The organism is Sivoneniella epilithica UHCC 1019 (genome assembly GCF_040830845.1).
Classification (GTDB): domain Bacteria; phylum Cyanobacteriota; class Cyanobacteriia; order Leptolyngbyales; family Leptolyngbyaceae; genus ULC077BIN1.
The window spans coordinates 112,690-133,482 of sequence record NZ_JBFPDP010000012.1; the positions used below are offsets into that span (position 1 = coordinate 112,690).

Here is a 20,793-nt window from a genome sequence, read left to right on the forward strand (position 1 = left end):
TACTTGAAGCGAAGCGTAGAACAGAATCTGAGTTTGGCAAACCAAAATCCGACACATAAACACCTTGGATAAGACGCTGTGTTTACACTAGCGATCTTGATCTCGCTTACTGTAGAGAAGCCGATTTTCGAGGCTAACCGTATCAATAATGGCAATCACTGCTGCATCAACAGGACGCTGTTCACTTCCTGAGACTTGACGAGCAGCACTACCATGACTCACTAACACCCATTCATCAATACCGGCACCGACGTTATCCGCTGCAACCTCATACCCAGGAAGCGGTTCCCCATCATCATCAATAAATTGAAGGACGAGGAACTTAATACCCCTGAGAGAGTGTTCTTTTTGCGTACTGGTAACCGTGCCAAGAACTCTGGCAATCTGCATTCGGCGTTAGGGGCGGTTAAGAGGACGAATACCACTGACGCTCTCACGGAATGGCTCTACTGCTTCGGTATAACGAATAGGCAGAACATACTCCAAGTTTTCATGAGGGCGAGCAATGATATGAGTGGAAAGAACCTGCCCACCGTTAACCCGCTTCACGTTTTCAATACCGGCTGCCACAGAAGCTTGCACTTCAGAAACATCCCCACGAACAATGACCGTCACGCGACCACTGCCAATTTTTTCATAGCCCACTAGGGTAACGCGAGCCGCTTTTACCATTGCGTCTGCTGCTTCGACTACTGCTGGGAAACCCAGGGTTTCAACCATTCCAACTGCGATTGCCATTGTATAAATTCCCTTCCAAATAAACTTTAAACAACTGTGTGATGTGACTAAACAAACTTGAACCCACTTCTGCCGCCCGAAAACGGAGTTGCAGTGCTTAAGCGTTAGCTGCGAAATTGATCTACTGCTTCGGTGTAGCGAATGGGTAGAACATATTCCAGGTTTTCGTGAGGACGAGCAATGATGTGAGTGGAAAGAACTTCACCTCCATTGACTCGCTTCACGTTTTCAACACCAGCGGCTATTGAAGCTTGGACTTCGGACACGTCACCCCGAATAATCACTGTGACGCGACCGCTGCCGATCTTTTCATATCCTACTAATGTGACGCGAGCGGCTTTCACCATGGCATCTGCGGCTTCAACAACTGCCGGGAAACCCCGGGTTTCAATCATTCCAACTGCAATCGGCATCCTTAGTCTCCTGATAAGTGAAACTAATCATTTTGAACAAGAGTGAAAATTTTGACGGAGATCCCACTATTCCAAGGCTTGTCGAGGTTTTCACTAGGCATAACAAGCATAGAGGCGGAACCGACACTTATGCAATATAAAGACCAATGATAGTTGCAAATCTTGGACATCAGAGAAGCTTATCAAATTAGTGGAGTTGTAATTTTTGCCACTATTTCAACCTTGATATGGATTTTCTCACATTTTGTGCGTTATCTTTTGTCTCTCTAAAAAATGGATTTACAGCGCTGAAATTTAAGTCCATCAACGTTTTAAGGTCTTAATTAGGGATTATATCAGCGCGATCGCCCATCCAATTTCACGGCAATTAAGCTTTTAGTAGCCTAGACTTTTTTTCAAATAATGTTTAAGAAAACATTACGTAGATATAAGTTACATTTATACAGATAAGTTTGTAGTTCGCTAAGATTGTTTTTCCTGGAGAAACATTGATATGGTTAGGGAATTACAAGATAGATTAAATCTTAATTAAGATTTGCTAAGGCTCAGGTCACTGATTTTTGACACTAGATAGAGTGCGTTCAGTTTTTTGTTGCCATAGTTTGTCACCATAAACTACTTAAGAAGGCTGTCTGGATGGGCGAGTTTCTACTGCAAACAAGCTGGTGTCTTCCAATCTATGGATTGCTAGGAGCGGTGTTAACGCTGCCTTGGTCAATTGGATATGTTCGTCGAACAGGTCCTCGTCCAGCTGCGTACTTCAATATTTTGATGACCTTGGTAGCGGTAGTGCATGGAACGATCGCGTTTCGGACAAGTCTGCGTTTTGATCCGCAGCTAATTCTGCTTCCTTGGTTTCATGCTGCTGATCTTGATCTGACCTTCGCAATTGATCTGTCTTCAGTAAGTTTAGGCGCTGCTGAACTGGTTACAGTCCTTAGTCTTTTAGCTCAGATTTTTTCCTTAGGCTATATGGAGAAAGACTGGGCGATCGCTCGGTTTTTTGCCCTAATGGGCTTTTTTGAAGCTGCCATGACAGGTTTAGCGCTCAGCGACTCGCTGTTTCTGTCCTACGCCCTATTGGAAGCCCTAACGCTGTCTACCTATCTTTTGGTGGGATTTTGGTACGCTCAGCCGTTGGTGGTGACAGCTGCACGAGATGCGTTTCTGACCAAACGAGTCGGGGATGTGCTGTTGCTGATGGGAGTGGTGACGCTAGCCACCTTTGCGGGATCGCTGAACTTTGTAGACTTATACGAATGGTCTGAAACGGCACTGTTGCCCCCAACTATAGCCACCTTGTTAGGCTTAGCGCTAATCGCAGGACCAACCGGAAAGTGCGCGCAGTTTCCGCTTCACCTGTGGCTGGATGAAGCCATGGAAGGACCCAACCCAGCCTCTATTCTGCGAAATTCGGTAGTGGTTTCTTGCGGAGCCTATATATTAATTAAGCTCCAGCCGATCTTGATTTTGTCTCCTGTGGCATCTATTGCCCTAGTGGTTATGGGGACGATGACCGCGATCGGTGCTTCTTTAGTGGCGATCGCCCAAATTGATATTAAACGTGCCCTCGCCCATTCCACCAGTGCCTATTTAGGGCTAGTATTTATTGCCGTAGGGATGCAGTGGACTGATGTTGCCCTGCTTGTCCTCTTTACTCATGGGATCGCAAAAGCTCTGATGTTTATGAGTGTTGGTTCCATCATCATCACCACCGCCACTCAGGATGTCACCGAAATGGGTGGATTATGGTCCCGAATGCCGGCAACTACCACCGCATTTTTGGTAGGCAGTGCTGGCTTGGTAGGGCTGTTTCCGTTGGGTGGCTTTTGGGCGCTGCGAGAAGGAATGAATGCGTTTTGGTATGACAACCCCTGGCTAGTGGTTGTGGTGCTGTTAGTGAATGCATTAACCGCTTTTAACTTGACCCGTGTTTTTCGGCTGGTCTTTTTGGGTCATCCTCAGATCAAAACTCGACGCGCTCCAGAAGTACCCTGGACAATGGCAGTACCGATGGTATCTCTAACCATCATGACTTTGTTAGTTCCCGCCGTACTACAGCGACTCTCGCTGCTTCCCGATTGGGCATATATCAATCATGGTGCTGTCTTGCTGCTCATGCTATCCGGCTTGTGTGGTCTCCTTGCTGGGTGTTTCGTTCCGTTTACTCGCGTCTGGTCTCGTCCGGTTCAAATGCCATTCAAGTTAATTCAAGATTTATTGGCATATGACTTTTATGTGGATCAGCTTTATCGCCTTACGGTAGTTGGATTTGTGGCTAGGGTGTCGCAGCTAAGCGCATGGTGCGATCGCGTGGTGGTAGATGGCTTCGTCAACTTTGTTGGCAGCGCTTCAATTTTCAGTGGTGAAAGCTTGAAATATAGTGCTTCCGGGCAATCTCAGTTTTATCTATTCACGATTTTGACCGGGGTTAGTGTCTTAGGAGTTCTCCTGACTTATCGTCTCTGGTGAGTTTGAAAGAAATGCTAGCCCAAGGTGAAGAGGTAAACGAGTAGAGACTTAGAAGTAGATACTGCTTAACTCTTTTACCCATCTATTGTTTATTATTTGACCTAAACCAGTTCATTTATTCTTTATTTTCTCCTGATATGCTCAGTGCCCTAGTTTGGTTCCCCGTACTTGGAGCCGTCTTAATTGGACTGTTGCCGCGAACTGATAAACCAGAGATTTCTGTAGGAGTTGTTTCAGGAATCGCGCGATCGCTGCCCCCCAATTCGTCTCGGCTCGTTGCCCTGATTACAACCGCAATTACCTTTGTGTTGTCAATCGTCTTGGTGATCCAGTTTGATTCAATCAGCCTCCATTCCCAGTTTCAAGAATTGGTGCCTTGGATTGAGCCGCTGGGACTAAATTATCGGCTTGGACTCGATGGATTATCCCTGCCATTGTTGGTTTTAAATGGGTTGCTGACCTGGATCGCGATTTATAGTACAGAAAAATCGATTCAGCGTCCTCGGTTGTACTATATTCTGGTGCTGCTACTCAACACTGGTGTGGCTGGAGCCTTTCTATCAGAAAACTTACTATTATTTTTCCTGTTTTACGAGTTGGAGTTAATTCCGCTGTACTTCTTGATCGCGATTTGGGGCGGCGCTCAACGGAGCTATGCGGCAACCAAATTTTTGATCTACACTGCTGTCTCAGGCATTCTGATTCTGGCAGCATTTTTAGGAATCGTTTGGCTGAGTCAGGCTTCCACGTTTGATTATGCAGGAATCCATACTGAAGCGTTGCCCTTGATTACCCAATGTGTATTGCTGGGTCTTCTGCTAGTGGGTTTTGGCATCAAAATTCCGCTTTTCCCTTTTCACACTTGGTTACCCGATGCCCATGTGGAAGCTTCCACTCCAATTTCGGTACTGCTGGCAGGTGTGCTGCTCAAGCTGGGCACTTACGGGTTATTGCGGTTTGGGCTAGGGTTACTGCCTGAAGCTTGGACATTGCTGTCGCCTTGGTTAGCAATTTGGGCGGTGGTGAGTGTGCTATATGGTGCATTTACCGCGATCGCCCAGATCGATATGAAAAAAATGGTGGCTTACAGTTCTCTCGCACACATGGGCTATGTTTTACTCGCTGGAGCCGCTGCCACCCCCTTGAGTATTTTGGGCACTGTGTTTCAAATGGTGAGCCATGGTCTGATTTCTGCCATGCTGTTTTTGCTGGTGGGAGTAGTTTATAAAAAGACAGGCACCCGCGACATTACCATTTTACGAGGGTTGCTCAGTCCTGAGCGAGGGATGCCCATTATTGGCTCCCTCATGGTCATAGGAGTGATGGCAAGTGCCGGAATTCCAGGCATGATGGGGTTTATTTCCGAGTTTTTGATCTTCCGGGGCAGTTTCCCGGTTTTTCCAGTGCAAACGCTCATTTCTATGATCGGAACTGGGCTAACAGCCGTCTACTTTCTGCTGCTGGTGAACCGCACCTTTTTTGGGCGTTTGCCTGACCAGTTTGCTAATTTACCCAGAGTCTATTGGTCAGAGCGTTTACCTGCCTTTGCCCTAGCGCTGTTGATCGTAGTCTTAGGTTTGCAGCCAAATTGGTTGGTGTACTGGAGCGAGACGACAACAGCACTGCTTGCCCCCGCCTCAGCGACTTCCGCAGGGAGCATTTCACGCATCGCAACTGCTCCGCAAGTTTCACCACTGCCCAAGCCCACTGCAATTTTAGCGCCAGTTTTTCACTCTACCTCTGTCGCAACTGCTCTCTAAGGCACTTATCTTAACTACTCTTCAGCATCTTCAATATGAACATGACGATCGCTCCCAAAACCGTTAAGCCTAGCCATCCCTTAATTGAGATTATTCATCAGATGCAGGCGGGAGGCGCATTGCTGCCCGATTCGCCAGAAAATGTGATTGAGGTCGTTGGCATCCTCAAAAGCTATGGCATTGTGCTAGATGCCTATTGGAGAAATCTCACTTACATTTCAGAGCATCAGTTTTTGGAGCTTTTTCCATTTTTCAAATATTTCAATGGCGAAGTGTCGCTCAACAAGCTGCTTAAGCATTGGGGACACGATCGCATTAACTACGAATTTGCCGAATACTGTATGAAAGCCATGATGTATCACGGCGGCGGCAAGCTAGACGCTTATTTAGATACCTCTGAGTTTAGGGAGCGTGCACAGCAAGCGATCGCGGCAAAGCTCAAGGGTAACTTTTTGATGCAGGGACTTTCTAACCTATTCCCTGAATTTTTGCCAGAACAAATTCGACAATTAGCCTATTACAGCGCCCTAGGGCAGTTTTGGAACGTGATGAGCGCCATGTTTCTCAGCTTGTCCGATCGCTACGATCAAGGGGAAATTAAAACCATTCCCGATGTCGTTGCCCATGTTTTGGCAGAGCTAGTGAAAGCCGCCAATCAACCCATCACCTACACCGTCAAAATTGGCGACCAAGACTATGAGATTATTCCTAAATCTGCCGGACTCACCTTCTTGATGGATACGGGTGTGCCTTACATTGAAGCGGTTTTTTTCCGCTCGTTTCCCTTCATGGGCACCATCTCCTACAATGCCCAAGCCTGCCAAATTTCTCCCGATCCCAGCCGCTTCAACTATGGGGCGCTGTACGCCGATCCCTTACCGATTGGCGGGGCGGGCATTCCTCCCACGCTGCTGATGCAGGATATGCGTCACTATTTGCCAGATTATTTACACCAAATTTATCGGCGATCGCCCAGAGGCGAAGAAGACCTACGAGTGCTGATCTGCGTTAGTTTTCAAAAATCTATGTTTTGTGTGACGACTGCTGCCATCCTGGGATTAATGCCTTACCCAATCGACACAGCCGACCTTGACCAGCAGCAAACCAATCAAGTTTATCTAGAAGCCTGGTTGGATCGATTAATAGACTCTCGGTTGCCCTCGTTACAAGCGTGCGACATGTAGAGCGGCATACAGCATCAAAAACATCAAGCCAAAATCTCAACAGATTTATGAGGGAATGACCAAAAAATCGGCAATCATCTAATTATTTAGGGGTGGCATAAAAGATCGCAAATGGTTAGCCTTAACAGAGCGACCATCCATCAGGAGAAAGATCAGGAAGAAACGAAACCGTTCGTTGAAACTTGCTCGAACTGAGAGATAAAAACTATCTCTTACGGTCAATACTAGGGAGAATTCGGGCTGCCAAACTATAAGCCACCAGCATTCAGCAAATCAACGGTTGAATAGTGGTTTGCCTAACCCCAATATTGGAGAATCATCGTCTTGGTTGAACCGCCACTATTGCCATCTGTGACTAAACCTCACGCTGCTTCTCACGATTCTGTGACTAAACCTCACGCTGCTTCTCACGATTTAGCGCAACGCCTATATCAGCATTTTCCTACCGCTGTTTTTGTTAAAGCAGGGCAAAATGGCACGATCGCGTTCTGGAACAAACAGGCAGAAGTCCTATTTGGCATCGCTGCGGAACAGATTATTGGCAAAACCCTGCATGATTTTTTACCGCTGACTTTAGCTGATCGCCTGGAAGCGTGCGATCGCGTCATAGTGCAGCAAGAAATTCAAACAACGGTCGAAGAAACCCTCGAACACTCCACTGAAAAACACAAAACTCTGAAAATTGTGCGAGTGCCGCTCATTGAAGAAAACCAGCCTCAAGAAAATCAGTCTCCTAGTGTGCTGTATGTGATTGAAGACATTACAGACCAAAAACAGGTAGAAGCAATTCGGCAACAGCAAGCAGAACAGACTCAGCGACTCACCCAAATTGCAAATCAAATTCGCGAATCCCTTGATTTGAAAGAAATCTTTAGCCTATATGTCAACGGCGTTCGTGAATTTTTGCAAACCGATCGCGTGGGAGTGTTTCGGTTTCGTCCGAACTGGAGCGGCATGATTTTATCCGAATCTATTGCTCTAGGTTGGGAGACTCTCATCGGTCAAATTTTTGAAGATCCCTGTTTTGCGAAGTCCAAGAGCTTTTATCAACAAGGACAAATTAAGGCGATCGCAGATATTCACATCGCTAATTTGACTCCCTGCTATGTCACCTTTTTAAAAACTCTTCAGGTGCGGGCTATTTTAACCCTACCCATTTTGCACCAAGGGAAACTGTGGGGGCTACTGGTGATTCATCACTGCTGCGCGCCTCGTCCTTGGACAGCCTTTGAAATTGACGGTTTAAAACAATTAACGTCTCAGGTTAACCGATCTATTGAACAGTCAGAAATTTATCAGCAGGTGCAGCGCGCCAACGCTGAACTAGAACGCCAAGTACAAATTCGCACGGCAGAGTTACAGCTTGCCTCAGAATTTGAAGCCACCTTAAAGCGGATTACTGATCGTGTGCGGGACAATTTGGATGAAGACCAAATTTTGCAAACCGCCGTGCGGGAACTGGCGATCGGCATTGGGGTAACTGGGTGCAATGCCGCGCTTTATGACCTAGAAAACCGCACGTCCAAAGTTTCTTACGAATACACCGATTCTCTGGTGCCTTTGCAAGGGCGAACGGTGATTATGGATAATTTTCCTGAAGGATATCGCCAATTGCTTCAGGGATATTATTTCCAATTTTGCTCATTGGTGCCCAATCCGCTTCGAGGGCATGTTGCCATGCTTGCCTGCCCCATTTTAGATGATCAAGGGGTGCTAGGGGATTTGTGGCTGGTGAGTCAAAAACATCGGGCTTTCAATGATCAGGATATTCGACTGGTGCAGCAGGTTGCCAATCAATGCGCGATCGCTATTCGGCAAGCCAGACTCTACCAAAAAGCCCAAGCTCAAGTGGAAGCATTGGAAACCTTGAATTGCCTCAAAGACGATTTTTTGAGTACCGTATCCCACGAACTGCGAACGCCAATCTCTAACATCAAACTGGCAACCCAAATGTTAGAAATCAACCTGGAAAGCCAGCATTTGCTCGATAATCCTTCTAGCCCCTTGGGTCGATATTTTCAAATCTTAAAAAATGAATGCCAGCGAGAGATCAGCTTGATTAATGATTTGCTAGATCTCTCTCGGCTAGAAACTGGGGCAGATATCCCCACCTGGCAAACGGTAGACCTTGCCACCTGGATACTCAGGTTGGTGCAGCCCTTTTTGGAACGTGCCCACAGCCAAAACCAACTCTTTCAGCTAGACTTGCCCCCCGACTTGCCCCCTTTCATCACCGATTCTTCCCGGCTGGAGCGGATTTTGAGTGAATTACTGAGTAACGCCTGTAAATACACACCGACTGGTGAGACAATCACCTTATCCGTTCAGCTAATCCAGCCAAAAGCAACCGCTTTGAGCCAAGATACTTTTCAGGGAACTAGTGCGATGCTCAGCAAAAATCAGCAGATATTGCCAGCCTCTACAGCATACGGCTATGGCGCACAGAGCGCGATCGCGCCTGCTGAACCACGCTGGAGTTTTCAAATCACCAATTCCGGGGTAGAAATTTCGCCGGAGCAACTCACCCATATTTTTGATAAGTTTTATCGGATTCCAAACAATGATCCGTGGAAACATGGTGGAACCGGGCTGGGATTGGCGCTGGTTAAAAAACTGGTGGAGCCGCTCGGAGGAAGTATTCAAGCCACCAGTCGCGATCGCCTGACCCGCTTTGTGCTTGAACTACCGCTGCACCAAACTCCAGACTAATCTAAGTCATCCTGAATGATCTTGTCATCAACCGCGAGAGTAGAATTATCCTGAAAATGCACTGATTTCGATAGAATGCGACTGAGCGCCTTGTTATATCCAGTTTGTGCTAGCTAGTAAGAAACAACGTCTTTTGTGAGCGTGATGCAGTTGAATAGTCCACTCGTCCAGTCTTCCGCACCCGTTATCTTGGGTAGTTTGCCCGATCCTCCAATTCCCGATCAAACCTGTCCTCGGCGTGCCCGGATAGAAATCGATCTGTTGCTACTCGCGATCGAAGCCTTAGAGCTTGATGGTTCAGAAGCCATTTTGCAGACTTCAAAAGAGCTAGAACTGGACGAAATTATTAAGGATCGGGTCGTGCTTTGGCGCTTACGGAACACCAATCCGTTACGCCGTCATAACCAACGCCGAGACTTAACCTTAACGGAAGCTAAAGCGCTGGTTATTGTAGGCTGTTCTCTGGCACGACAATTAACGGTGTTGATTCGGCAATTACTCATTGCCCATGATCAATTGACTGAAAAGCAGTTGTCCATGGAACATCACTTCCGACTCAATGACTATCTAGAGCGATTTCGCGCCCATTTTCGATCGCGAATGAATCCCCGCCGTGCGGCTGTCGCTGATAATTACTCGGATGAAAAGCTAAATCAGCTTGCTCTCAACCTCCTGTCTGAGCTTTTATTCTGCACAGGCACCTATGGAATTCAGCGATTTTGGTTCAGCTTGTTTGACGGAGAAGTAGCATGACAACCATTCAGCGTTTATATAGCCTGCCCAACTGTAGCTTGATGCTAGAAGGCTTTAGTGACAATTTGTTGCTCAACTCCACTGAATTTCGTCCGTTGCTGTCTATTTTGATCAACGCGGAATGTCGGTTGGCGCGATTGGAAAAGCCTTGGTCTGGAGGACGGGAATTTTTAGAAAGTTTAGTTGCGGTGGTGAGTCAATACGCGCAAGAGTTTTTGAGTGGGTTACACGCAACCAGGGTGCCCAAGCAGGCGGCTACTGGACTGGTGCAGCTTGAACGGGTGAACGACAATACCCATCGCCTTAGCCTGCGATCGCCCGTGGTATTGGATAGCAGCACGAACATCACCACGCCTAGCCCAACCCAGATTGACCTCAGTACGGTCGAATTGTTTGACTTGGTTGAAGCGATCGATCAACTTTTGGCAGACACGCAAACGCTGCCTAATTTATCGCTGAACCTGAAACCCCTATCGCGCAAAGAAATTGCTAAAACTGAACCTGTTACAAAGCAAGTGGTGCCAGCGGCGATCGGGGTGGCTAGCTTAGCAGCAGCAGCCTTCGCCTTTTCACTGATGCCCTTCCCTAAAGTGGAACCGCCAAAAGATTTGTACCCCGTGCGATCGGGCGAGACCGCAAACTCGCTGACTCCCGCGACACCCGCATCGCCCACTGCCACGAGGCAGCCTACTCCATCGCCTAGCGCCAGTGCGGTCAGTTCAAGCCCCAGCCCTAGCCCTGCTATCGATCTGCAAAAGCTGGAAGCAGCATTGGTAGCGGCTCCTGAACTTACAGATAGTGCAACCTTAGAGCAACTAAGCAAGCAACTCCGTGGAAAAATTGAGCAACAGTGGACAACCAAATCTGCTATTACTCAAGACTTAACTTATCAGGTTGGCGTGGGCAAGGATGGTGAAATTTTGGGCTACAAGCCAATAAATTCAGCCGCTTTGGATAATGCGGCTAAAACACCTTTGCTGGGTTTGGTGGCTCGTCAGGGCGATCGCCCTGCAACCGATCCCCTTGCCCGGTTTAAAGTAGTCTTCACACCCAACGGCAGTTTAGAGGTCACCCCTTGGAAACAGGCGATGACCTCACCCATTACAGGCATTACGGAAATCACAGAATCCGCTAAATTAGAAGCAATTCTGCCAAAACTACGGAGCCAAATTAATCAAAGCTGGGCGACGACCCCCAAGTTTAGCGAAGACCTCATTTACAAGGTGCGGGTTAAAGAAGATGGCACCGTGGTTGACTACAGCGCCGAAAACGATGCGGCTGCCCGCTATGCTCAAGAGACTCCACTGAGCAAGCTGGGCAAATTGATTACCGATAGCAATACTGCACCAGTTCAAGAACCTCTTGCTCTCTATAAAGTAGTATTTACTCCCCCAGAAGGGGCAGTAGAAATTAATCCTTGGCGCGGTTGGCAGAATTAAAGAAATCGGGTGTTAGTTTTCGGGGGCAAGGTCGCATGGTGGAGCAATAGGGTTCTCCCCATTCAGGGACTGACTGTCTTCTGATATCGGTTGAGTGATAGGCACCTCAATCCAAAATTCGCAGCCTTGCCCTGGCTCTGAAAAACACCGCAAGCTGCCTTTGTGCCGCTCCACAACAATTTGATAGCTAATAGAAAGTCCTAGTCCGGTTCCTTTGCCCACTGCTTTAGTAGTAAAAAATGGATCAAACAGTCGAGTGCTGACCTCTTCTGTCATGCCCAATCCATTGTCAGCAATGCAGATTCGCACTTGCTGATGGTCGGTAACTTCCGTGCGGATGCGAATCACAGGAGAGTTTTGAGTTTTGAGTTTTGTTTGCGTAGCGTCTCCGTAGGAGATATCTTGAATTTTGTTCGCGTCAGCGGCGTTTAGCGCTTTTGAGTTTTGGGTGGATGGTGCCAATTGAAAACTTAAACTTGAGAGATGAGAACTTTCTTCTACGGCATCGATCGCGTTCGCCAAAATATTCATAAACACCTGATTGAGTTGCCCTGCATAGCATTCCACATTCGGCAGGTTGCCATATTCTTTGATGACGCTGATTTCAGGAGCAGCATGACTGCCTTTAAGACGGCTGTGCAAAATCATCAGCGTACTATCGATTCCTTCGTGAATGTCCACCACTTTTACCGCTGCCTCGTCCATGCGCGAAAAGTTGCGGAGCGCCAAGACAATCGTTTGAATCCGTTCAGCCCCCAATTTCATCGAAGACAGGCTCTTAGGCAAATCTTCCAACAAAAAATCCAGGTCGATCGCCTCAATTTCTTGCTGCACTGCGGGCACTGGGTTGGGGTAATGCTGCTGATAAAGCTCGATCAAGCTGAGTAAATCTTGCGTGTAATCATGGGCATGGTTGACGTTTCCATAGATAAAGTTGACTGGATTATTAATTTCATGGGCAACTCCCGCCACCAACTGCCCTAAACTAGACATCTTTTCAGTTTGAACAAGCTGTGCCTGTGCCTGTTGTAGATCGCGCAGCGTTTGCGCCAATTGTTCAGTTTGCTGTCGTAGCTGAGCTTCCGATTTTTGTAAGGCAATTTCAGCCAGTTTGCGTTCAGTAATATCTTCGATCGTGCCCAAGATGCCAATCACATTACCTTCAGCATCATGAATCGGGATCTTATTCACATCAATCCAGGCTTCCTGTTCATTAGCATTATGACGGTGTTCAATCAGGTGCAAAACCGGCGTATCTGTTTCCATAACCTGACGATCTTGTTCGCGATATAGATCAGCTTCTTCTTTCCAAATCAGGTCGTAATCCGTTTTACCCACAACTTCTAGCGGGTTTTCAAGACCTGCCGCCCTGCCCCAGTTGCGATTGCAACCCAGATAGACTAACTCTCTATCTTTCCAAAATAAGGCTTGGGGAATATTGTCTAACACCAGTTGCAGCAGTTCGGCGCTTTTATTTAGTTCGTCTGCTCGGTGGCGATCGCTGATATTTTCAAACATACAAAGAATTCCTATCACCTCACCATCGATTCCCTGGATTGGAATTTTGTTTCCGTTAAACCAAAGCTGCTCTCCATTCCTGTGCAACCGCGAAGTCAAGACATGCAGGTGGGGTATTCCGCTGAGGATCACATCTTGATCAAATGCCCGATAGCTGTCAGCATCTTCGCGGCTCCAGGCAAAGGAGTAATCTGTTTTACCCACAATTTCGTGAGTTTCAGCAATGCCTACTAACTCTGCCCACTGACGATTACAGCCCTGATACACTGACTGAGAATCTTTCCAAAAAATGTATTGAGGCATATTATCCAAAATGGTTTGCAGTACTGCTTCTCGCTGCCGTAGCGATTCGTGGGCAATATTGCAGGCGTTAATTGTTCGGATTAACGACAACAGCCGAGTTTGCGCCCTGCGTAATACTTGGTCAATCTGTTTTTGCCGTATCTGAGCAGCGGTGACCTCCCGTCCTAAGCTGACGATCGCAACAATGCCTGTGTCATCGTGAATCGGCGTGTAGGAAAACTCATAAAAACGAGTCTCCTGCTTCCCAGTTAGTTCATGAAGGGACTGAACCCGCTCCCCCGTTTGTAACACCTGTTCGAGGCAAGCTGATAGCGCTTGAAAGAACGATCGATGCGGCAAAGGGTCTAGCTGATGATCAATAAATTCTTGGCTGGTTTTGCCAATAAAATCCTGCGGCGAGAGTTGCAACAGCGCGACTCCGGCTGGATTAATCGCTAGACATCGAAGTGCTGGGTCATGCTCAATGATGACCTCGCTAGAACAGTCAAAGAAAGCTTGTAAGTGAGACGGTGAAGATACTGGATGAATCCCCTGATGTGCCGCTTGCTTCATATCTGCTGTCAAAAACTCCGCGATCGCGAATCGGCGTTTTCAGTATGCCCTGCATGATACCGCCACTATCGATCAATGCTAGACCACATCAAATAGTAGTTAACAAGAGAAAAATATTGATTGGATCAACTAGCTTTCAAGGCATTTTACGTCTGAACCGAGAAACTTGCAGCGATCGCCCCTCTCTTTCACCCACCTCCACCTTTACTCCACCGCGCCACTCACGGGGAAGCGATCGATCAGTTGAATAGCTCTCACCGCGTTGCGTTTCAGTTCCTTCGGCAAGTGGGGCACATGGGGAATTTGGGAAAGGAAATCTAACGTGCGGCGCAGGATTCGTACTACGTCGCCTTCATCGAGGCTGGTGTTAGCGCAAATCTCTGTCCACTCAATGCCCAGCGCCCACTGTTCCACAATGCCAACAAATTCGTATTCTAACCACACGGGTAGCACCACCTGAAGCCGCCGCTGTCGTTGAAACACGCGCTGCCGAATCGTGCGAAGTCCATTTAAGGCTTCTTCGACTTCTCTAGGAATCTGATAGTGAGTCCACATGTCGGGGCGAGACATCTCGGTAATCAGGGCGGCACAGGCTGCGGCAAGGTGATGGGGGGCGAGCGCTCCGAGTTCACCAGAGGTCAAGGCTAAACCGAGCCAGAGTTCGTTATCGCCGCGAATGGCAGCGGTGGATTGTCCTAGAGGGGTGGGAATGAGATCATCTAAGCAGCCAAAGTCGCGCAGGATGTCGATGAGGTCGAGGAAGGCTTCCCAGTAGCGATGAGCTTGGTGATCGAGTTTGGTTCGGCGATCGCGCAATTCTTCACGAATCGCGGTCATGCGTTTTTGGCGCTTTTGGATAGTGGCGCGATTGCCCCATTGATGCACAGGATGGGCGTGAAGTTCAGCTTCTACACTCTGCATCCGCTGTTGTTGGGTGTGGACTTCGGGGGCATGATCTGCTATCTCAGGGGCGGGGGGAATTTTTTGGGCGATCGCTGCGGTTTGTTCATCGCCTTTACGAGTTTGCCCCGGTTTCGGAGACATGTCAGATGGCGGAGCTAAGTCATCTACTCCCATCATCCGAGGAATCTCGCCGCGCAAATCTGCGACATCGCCCACGGTGGCGATATACCAACGATTGTCTTTACCGAGGCAAACCAGGTAAGGAAACTGCCCTGATCCCGCAATTTTCATCACTAAAACGGCAGGCAGGAGGTGAAACATTCCATTTTGGGAGCTTTTCAGGCTAATAATCGTTCCGGCAACGGCGAAAGACAGCGCCATTCCCATATCGGTCGATCGCACCTCATTTGCCTGCTGCTGCAAAATTTTCAACAAGCGGCGTTCTTCTTTGAGGCGCTCTTGCAACTTTTCATATTGCCCCAATAGGTTCCAATCCACCGATTCAATCTGGGCATCCAGTTGGGCAAGTTCGGCATCCAGTTGGGCGATCGCCTCCTGTTGAGGGCGCAAATAGAGTGTCGAGAGATATTGCCCAAAACTGCGCTCGATTAACTCCTGTGCTTCTTCCAAGCTGTGAGTTTGCAACAGATTTAGCACCATGCCATAGCTCGGCGTGAACTGGCTCACCAGCGGATCGGCTCCCGCTGTGGCTAAATAGGACGCTTCCCGTGCGCCTTCAAATTGCGTTTGCACCGTCACAACATAGCCTTGGACATCCATGCCGCGTCGCCCGGCTCGTCCTGCCATTTGCAAAAACTCGGACGCATTGAGTAAGCGATGTCCCAAATCAGTCCGCTTGGAAAGGCTGGAAATCACAGTTGTTCGAGCGGGCATGTTAATTCCGGCTGCGAGGGTTTCCGTAGCAAACACCACCTTAATCAACCCTTGCTGAAATAGTTCTTCGACCAAGCCTTTCCAGGCAGGCAACACCCCTGCATGGTGGGCAGCAATCCCGTGATAGAGCGGCTCAACTTGTCCGGCTCGTCCGGCTTCAGGGTTGCGTTCCAAAAAATCATCGATTTGTTGTTTTAGCCGCGCAGCTTCATCGGGATTGACCAGCGAAAAGTTACGCACTTGATCGATCGCCTGGTCGCAGTTTCGCCGACTGAAGATGAAATAAATTGCAGGCAACATATCCCGCTGTTGCAATTGGCTCACCACATAGGGCAAAGAAGGGCTGTCTTGTTTGGGCGATCGCTGGCTGCCACCCATCCGACCTGCCATTTTGCCGCCCTTGGGCTTCAGCCGGGGATTGATCCGCTTTTGGCTATCGTCCAGTAGGGGGAACAAGCCTTTAGGATTACAAAAGTGGAAACTGAGGGGCACAGGACGAAAATCGGAATAGATTAACTCGGTGGGTCCATGCACCTGATGAATCCAATCGGTCAGTTGATCGCTGTTGGCAACCGTGGCAGAGAGAGCAACGAGTTGGATTTCGGGAGGGCAATAGATAATGGATTCTTCCCAAACGGTGCCCCGCTGGCGATCGTTCATATAATGGCATTCATCCAGCACCACCGCTTCCACATTCGTGAGTGAGGTGCCGACTTCTCCAATAGGCGTGCCGTAGAGCATGTTCCGAAAAATCTCAGTCGTCATCACCACCACAGGCGCGTCGCGGTTGATGGAAATATCGCCAGTGAGCAATCCCACTTGATCAAACCCAAACATTTCGCGAAAATCTCGCAGCTTTTGATTGGATAAGGCTTTGAGGGGCGTGGTGTAAAAAACTCGCCGTCCACGGGCGATCGCCCGATATATGGCATATTCTCCAATCAGCGTTTTGCCGGAACCCGTCGGCGCACACACTACTACCGATCGCCCTGCTTCCAAGGCTGCGATCGCCCGTTCCTGAAACTCGTCTAGGTGAAACGGAAACAATTGGCTCAAGTCAAGCCCTGAAGCGGTAAGGGAAGTCACGCCCAAAATATCCAACCCTGTGCAAGAAATTGATCGTTGTATCGTATGTTTTGCATAGTTTATGGTTAATGTAACCCTTCCAACGGAACATAGCTGTTTTAAAATCAGCAAGCTATATTAGCGGAGTATCTCTATTATTACGGATTCGATCCATCGTAAGGCTGATTTGTTTTGAAGGTAGCAGTTTTATAGAGCAAGTTCCCATAAATTAGCGGAATGGTTCCTAAACGTTACCAGGCAAGCAGCATCTTCAATCAACTTCACCTGTCAATCTAGTGGGTAGCCTAATCTGAGTGCCGCGTTACAGCAGATTTTGATCATGCTGAACCAGTGCAAATATCAGAGCGGAGGAACCGGTTTATTTGGGGCGAATCTTACGATTTGTTAAGAGAGACACCTTCCAGTCTTAGCCCGTCAGCTAACTCCGTCGGCAATGGAAGGAGCGCCCAATGCTAAGGCTTCTCTAGTCGTGGTCATTGGTGTCTCCTGACAAGTATGTGTATGGGATTGTCATGCTTGATTTTGATCAAAGTATGAAGCCTTAACCTGTTTGTCGCTGTGACCCACCTCTCGTTAAACACAATGACCGTGAGAGGATAAAAACTGTGAAAATTCTTCCAATGCTGGCGCGACTTGAAAATGCGCTGGGCTGTCCTGAAATGGCAAGGCAAATGGTTTTGGTTCCGCATCCAGGAACAGACGACACGCTATTAAATTCCAATGAAATTAATCTTCTGGTGGGTTATGATGCTTCTCCCTCTAGTCAAATTGCGCTGGATCTAACCTTATGGATTGCTCACCAAACTCGTCTAGCCACTCAAAAGGCGGTAATGGTTCAGGTCATTTATGTGGTGGATAGAAACGCTGCGGGGCGCGATCGCGTCTGCTATTTAGATCCACTCGATCGCCCCGATCCAGCAGAGAATCCGGTGTACTCATTGCCCCTGCATGACTGCGGGGAATCGATTCAGGTTCAACCTATCTATAAAGCAAGGACTAGCTTAGTGGCTGAATTGCCATTGGTTCAAGATGATAGGTGCAGTGCTTTTGATTGGCAAATGCACCAGTTTGAACAGGCAGATCATATTTTGTGGCAAGCGCGTCATTTAGCCAATGAGTGGCGGGGTTCGCTCAAAACCCATCTGCGGTTTGGCAGTTTAGCAGACGAGCTTCGCCAAGTGGTTCAAGCGGAATCTGCAACTGTTTTAGTTTTAGGATGCAAATCTTCTAATCACCCGCTAGTCAGGCAGTTTGAACGGGACTTTCCCTGCCCAGTGCTAGGAATTCCATCTTTTCCGTAGGCGATCGCTAAAGATTAAGATATAACGCGATGTGCAATTAATTTGCCCACCCTGCGGGAAGTGAACTACATCCCAACGCTTCTCAAATAGAAGCGATTACAAGTCGAGCAAATCCGGTTGGTAAAGGAGCTAATTGTGGGGCGATCGGGGTTGGCGATCGCCCAGGAAAGCGAAAAATTTATCAAATCACTTGCATCAGCACCAATGCTGCCATAACAGAAGCAATGCCAAGAATCGGCAAATCAATCTCTGGTTGCCAAAGATGCAAGCGGGCAAAGACGAATGCCTGAATGGGATATAAAAACCAACCCACTGCCGCGATTCCCACGATCGCGCCAAATTCGCCGCCAAAATAGTAGCCACCAAAAACCGTCATCAGTTGAATGCCAACTTGGATGCCTAGTAGCATTGTCATGAAATATGTTCGACCCTGAGCCATTAACACATCCATATAGGTGTAGCCCAGAACAGTCACCATTGCCCCCACTGCCAAAATTTGCAGCATCCAGCCCGCATCGGCATAGCGACTGTCATATAAAAAATTGATTAAAGGTTTACCCAAGAAGATAAAAAATAAACAAGCTAACAAATTAATGCTGTTCAAGGCGAGGCGCGATCGCCGTAAAACAGGACGCAACCGTTCAGGGCGATCGCGTGCCAACTCAGAATAGGAGGCAAACAAAACCCGATGTCCTAAAACCTGGATCACCTCATTTGCTGCCTTTGATAGGGTTTGAGCCTGAGTAAAAACCCCAAAGAAGCCAACGCCCAGCAAACCGGGAACAATTAAGTTATTGCCCTGTAATGCAAAGAAAGTCAGCACGGTGCTAAAGAATATCCATTGACCAAAGCGAAAAATTTCACCCACCGCCTCTTGCTCCCAATCAAAACGATTGCGGATTCCTTCCATAATCGTGTGACTTAAGCTCGTTCTAATGATTGAACTGGTGAATGTGCCTAACACTAATGCCCACACTGCCAGTTCTTGGGGCGCTTTGGCGGTATACGCTATCCAAGCTCCCGCAACCGTTACAAACATAGCGATCAGTTGAGTGCCTAAATCTAGCAAAGTCAGCCGTTTCAGTGACAACTGACGGTTTGCCGTCGCCATGTTAGTTGAAAGCAATCCGTCGATCACGGTTGTAAATCCAACGGTTGGCAATAAAAATTGCAACATGGGTTCTTTGTAAAACGAAGCGGCTGGCATGGCAATGAGGCAAGCACAAATCCACAAAACCAAGCCACGAATGACTTGCATTGTCCAAGCAGTGTTGAGAAATTTAGGATCATCCCCACGCTTATTTTGAATAATGCTGAGATTGATGCCAATATCTGAAAACATTTGCAGGGCAACGAGGAAGGTGTAAACCAACGCCATTAACCCAAAGGCTTTAGGAAAGAGCAAGCGCGCTAACAGAAAGTTGTTTCCTAACCGAACAACTTGACTAATTGCATATCCCCCCAAAGTCCAAACGGAGCCTTTAACGACTCGTTTCATTAAGGACTCGGACTGTTTAAGCAGCAGTTCATCTGGCTGTTTATCGACAGAACCTTCAGTCATTAGTAAATCCTAAGCTTCTAGTGTGTTTCTCAAACAGGTGCACCCCGCAGACAAGATTGGGGATAAGATTGGGGACTATTAGCCAACAGTAGCCTATCTTTTGAACCCATCTGTCAGTGATACAGAGTAGGGGGGATCACTCCAGTATGACCATATTGATCAACCAACCCGCACTTAGTTTGCCCATTTTTCATAACCTTTCACAGTTACTACGTCAAATCAGCAATTTTCCTTACTTCGGCTTCAAATTCGGCTTCAAATGATTGTGCCCTGTGCGATCGCGTCTCTTCTTAACCCATCAACTCTAAAGACTCGCGGTTGTTCTGTCACTTGATTCATTTCATTTGACTGAGGGGCTTGAGTCAGTGCTGCCACTGTCTTGATTAGGGTTTCTGGATCGGTTTTGCTAGATGACATTGAAACCCGATTGCTAAGGATTGCTGCTGATCAATTCCAATTTATTCTGTTACTTCAGCTTCGCGATCGCTTGAATTCACTGGTTATGGGCGATCGCGCCTTTATGCCGGAACCGCCATTCCTCTTATAACCGCAGGGCGCGCTTGAATCGCTTCAAACCAGCGCTTTAAGTGGGGATGATTATCTAGGGTTAAACCTTGAAAGTCATAGGTGGCGACCCAAGGAAAGGTGGCAATATCCACAATGGAGTAGTCTTCACAGATAAATTCGTGGCTTGCTAGCTGCTGATCCAACACGCTATAAAGCCGCAGAGTTTCCTTTTCGTAGCGAGCGATCGCGTAGGGAATTTTTTCGGGTGCAAACTTTTTGAAGTGGTTCAACTGCCCAAACATGGGACCCACGCCTGCCATTTGGAACATCAGCCATTCCAACACCTGATAGCGCTTTTTAGGCTCCGTTGGCATTAGTTTCCCAGTCTTTTCGGCAAGATAAATCAAAATTGCGCCCGACTCAAATATCGTGATGCCTGCTTCGCGATCCGCGATCGCTGGAATTTTGCTGTTGGGGTTGATTGCCACAAACTCCGGCGTAAATTGATCACCTTTGGTAATGTCAATTTTGTGAACGGTGTAAGGCAATTCCACCTCTTCTAGCATGATGGAAGCTTTGCGACCGTTGGGCGTGGTGAAGGTGTATAGATCAATCATTAGATTAACGTCAGTTCGGGTTAAGCCGAAGGCAGCAAATTATAGTCAATGGCGATCGTAGGCTTCTTTGGCTGATGGCAATA

General features: G+C 47.8%; 15 protein-coding genes and 1 riboswitch. Of the genes, 7 read left to right on the plus strand and 8 right to left on the minus strand.

Translation table 11 applies throughout. From position 1 onward, the window contains the following. Positions 1 to 87 precede the first annotated feature (87 nt). The 3 genes from AB3R30_RS10055 to AB3R30_RS10065 form a co-directional block, all read right to left on the minus strand. Positions 88 to 390: a EutN/CcmL family microcompartment protein gene (locus AB3R30_RS10055; RefSeq protein WP_458649043.1), complete on the minus strand. Its 303-nt coding sequence runs from the start codon at positions 388 to 390 to the stop codon at positions 88 to 90. A 6-nt stretch (positions 391 to 396) separates the two neighbouring features. Beyond that, a complete protein-coding gene (locus tag AB3R30_RS10060) occupies positions 397 to 738 on the minus strand; it encodes a carbon dioxide-concentrating mechanism protein CcmK (RefSeq protein WP_171574167.1) in 342 nt (113 codons plus the stop codon). A gap of 104 nt (positions 739 to 842) precedes the next feature. Continuing rightward, positions 843 to 1,151: a carbon dioxide-concentrating mechanism protein CcmK gene (locus tag AB3R30_RS10065; protein WP_458649044.1), complete on the minus strand. Its 309-nt coding sequence runs from the start codon at positions 1,149 to 1,151 to the stop codon at positions 843 to 845. A gap of 636 nt (positions 1,152 to 1,787) precedes the next feature. Between AB3R30_RS10065 and AB3R30_RS10070 the strand changes: the two genes are divergently transcribed. The 6 genes from AB3R30_RS10070 to AB3R30_RS10095 all read left to right on the plus strand — a co-directional run bounded on the left by AB3R30_RS10070 (position 1,788) and on the right by AB3R30_RS10095 (position 11,468). Next, positions 1,788 to 3,623 (plus strand): NAD(P)H-quinone oxidoreductase subunit F, encoded by a 1,836-nt coding sequence (locus tag AB3R30_RS10070; RefSeq protein WP_458649045.1) that lies wholly within the window; start codon positions 1,788 to 1,790, stop codon positions 3,621 to 3,623. A gap of 137 nt (positions 3,624 to 3,760) precedes the next feature. Next, complete coding sequence (locus AB3R30_RS10075) at positions 3,761 to 5,383, plus strand: NADH-quinone oxidoreductase subunit M (RefSeq protein WP_458649046.1); 1,623 nt, start codon at positions 3,761 to 3,763, stop codon at positions 5,381 to 5,383. A gap of 35 nt (positions 5,384 to 5,418) precedes the next feature. Then, positions 5,419 to 6,567, plus strand: coding sequence for a CO2 hydration protein (locus AB3R30_RS10080; RefSeq protein WP_458649047.1), 1,149 nt, complete (start codon positions 5,419 to 5,421; stop codon positions 6,565 to 6,567). Between the two features lie 324 nt (positions 6,568 to 6,891). Continuing rightward, positions 6,892 to 9,276, plus strand: a complete 2,385-nt coding sequence (locus AB3R30_RS10085; RefSeq protein WP_458649048.1) for a sensor histidine kinase — start codon at positions 6,892 to 6,894, stop codon at positions 9,274 to 9,276. Between the two features lie 144 nt (positions 9,277 to 9,420). Then, the gene (locus AB3R30_RS10090; RefSeq protein ID WP_458649049.1) at positions 9,421 to 10,029 is read left to right on the plus strand and encodes a DUF3038 domain-containing protein; all 609 of its coding nucleotides are present in this window, start codon (positions 9,421 to 9,423) and stop codon (positions 10,027 to 10,029) included. Beyond that, the gene (locus AB3R30_RS10095; RefSeq protein WP_458649050.1) at positions 10,026 to 11,468 is read left to right on the plus strand and encodes a DUF4335 domain-containing protein; all 1,443 of its coding nucleotides are present in this window, start codon (positions 10,026 to 10,028) and stop codon (positions 11,466 to 11,468) included. The genes AB3R30_RS10090 and AB3R30_RS10095 overlap by 4 nt, the downstream gene beginning before the upstream one ends. A gap of 12 nt (positions 11,469 to 11,480) precedes the next feature. On the opposite strand, the gene AB3R30_RS10100 is transcribed toward AB3R30_RS10095, so the two are convergent. Beyond that, positions 11,481 to 13,841, minus strand: coding sequence for a PAS domain-containing protein (locus AB3R30_RS10100; RefSeq protein WP_458649051.1), 2,361 nt, complete (start codon positions 13,839 to 13,841; stop codon positions 11,481 to 11,483). A 204-nt stretch (positions 13,842 to 14,045) separates the two neighbouring features. Continuing rightward, positions 14,046 to 16,724: a DEAD/DEAH box helicase gene (locus tag AB3R30_RS10105; RefSeq protein WP_458649052.1), complete on the minus strand. Its 2,679-nt coding sequence runs from the start codon at positions 16,722 to 16,724 to the stop codon at positions 14,046 to 14,048. A gap of 310 nt (positions 16,725 to 17,034) precedes the next feature. Then, positions 17,035 to 17,172: riboswitch (cyclic di-AMP (ydaO/yuaA leader) on the plus strand. A gap of 157 nt (positions 17,173 to 17,329) precedes the next feature. Here AB3R30_RS10105 and AB3R30_RS10110 point away from each other — a divergent pair. Next, positions 17,330 to 18,025 carry a universal stress protein gene (locus AB3R30_RS10110; RefSeq protein ID WP_458649053.1) on the plus strand — a complete coding sequence of 232 codons (696 nt, stop codon included), beginning with the start codon at positions 17,330 to 17,332 and terminating at the stop codon, positions 18,023 to 18,025. 181 nt (positions 18,026 to 18,206) lie between these two features. Here the strand turns inward: AB3R30_RS10110 and AB3R30_RS10115 are convergent, their stop codons facing one another. The 3 genes from AB3R30_RS10115 to AB3R30_RS10125 all read right to left on the minus strand — a co-directional run bounded on the left by AB3R30_RS10115 (position 18,207) and on the right by AB3R30_RS10125 (position 20,710). Beyond that, the gene (locus tag AB3R30_RS10115) at positions 18,207 to 19,586 is read right to left on the minus strand and encodes an oligosaccharide flippase family protein (RefSeq protein WP_458649054.1); all 1,380 of its coding nucleotides are present in this window, start codon (positions 19,584 to 19,586) and stop codon (positions 18,207 to 18,209) included. Between the two features lie 255 nt (positions 19,587 to 19,841). Beyond that, positions 19,842 to 20,003: a hypothetical protein gene (locus AB3R30_RS10120; RefSeq protein WP_458649055.1), complete on the minus strand. Its 162-nt coding sequence runs from the start codon at positions 20,001 to 20,003 to the stop codon at positions 19,842 to 19,844. Positions 20,004 to 20,104: 101 nt separating this feature from the next. After that, positions 20,105 to 20,710: a glutathione S-transferase N-terminal domain-containing protein gene (locus AB3R30_RS10125; RefSeq protein WP_458649056.1), complete on the minus strand. Its 606-nt coding sequence runs from the start codon at positions 20,708 to 20,710 to the stop codon at positions 20,105 to 20,107. Positions 20,711 to 20,793 lie beyond the last annotated feature (83 nt).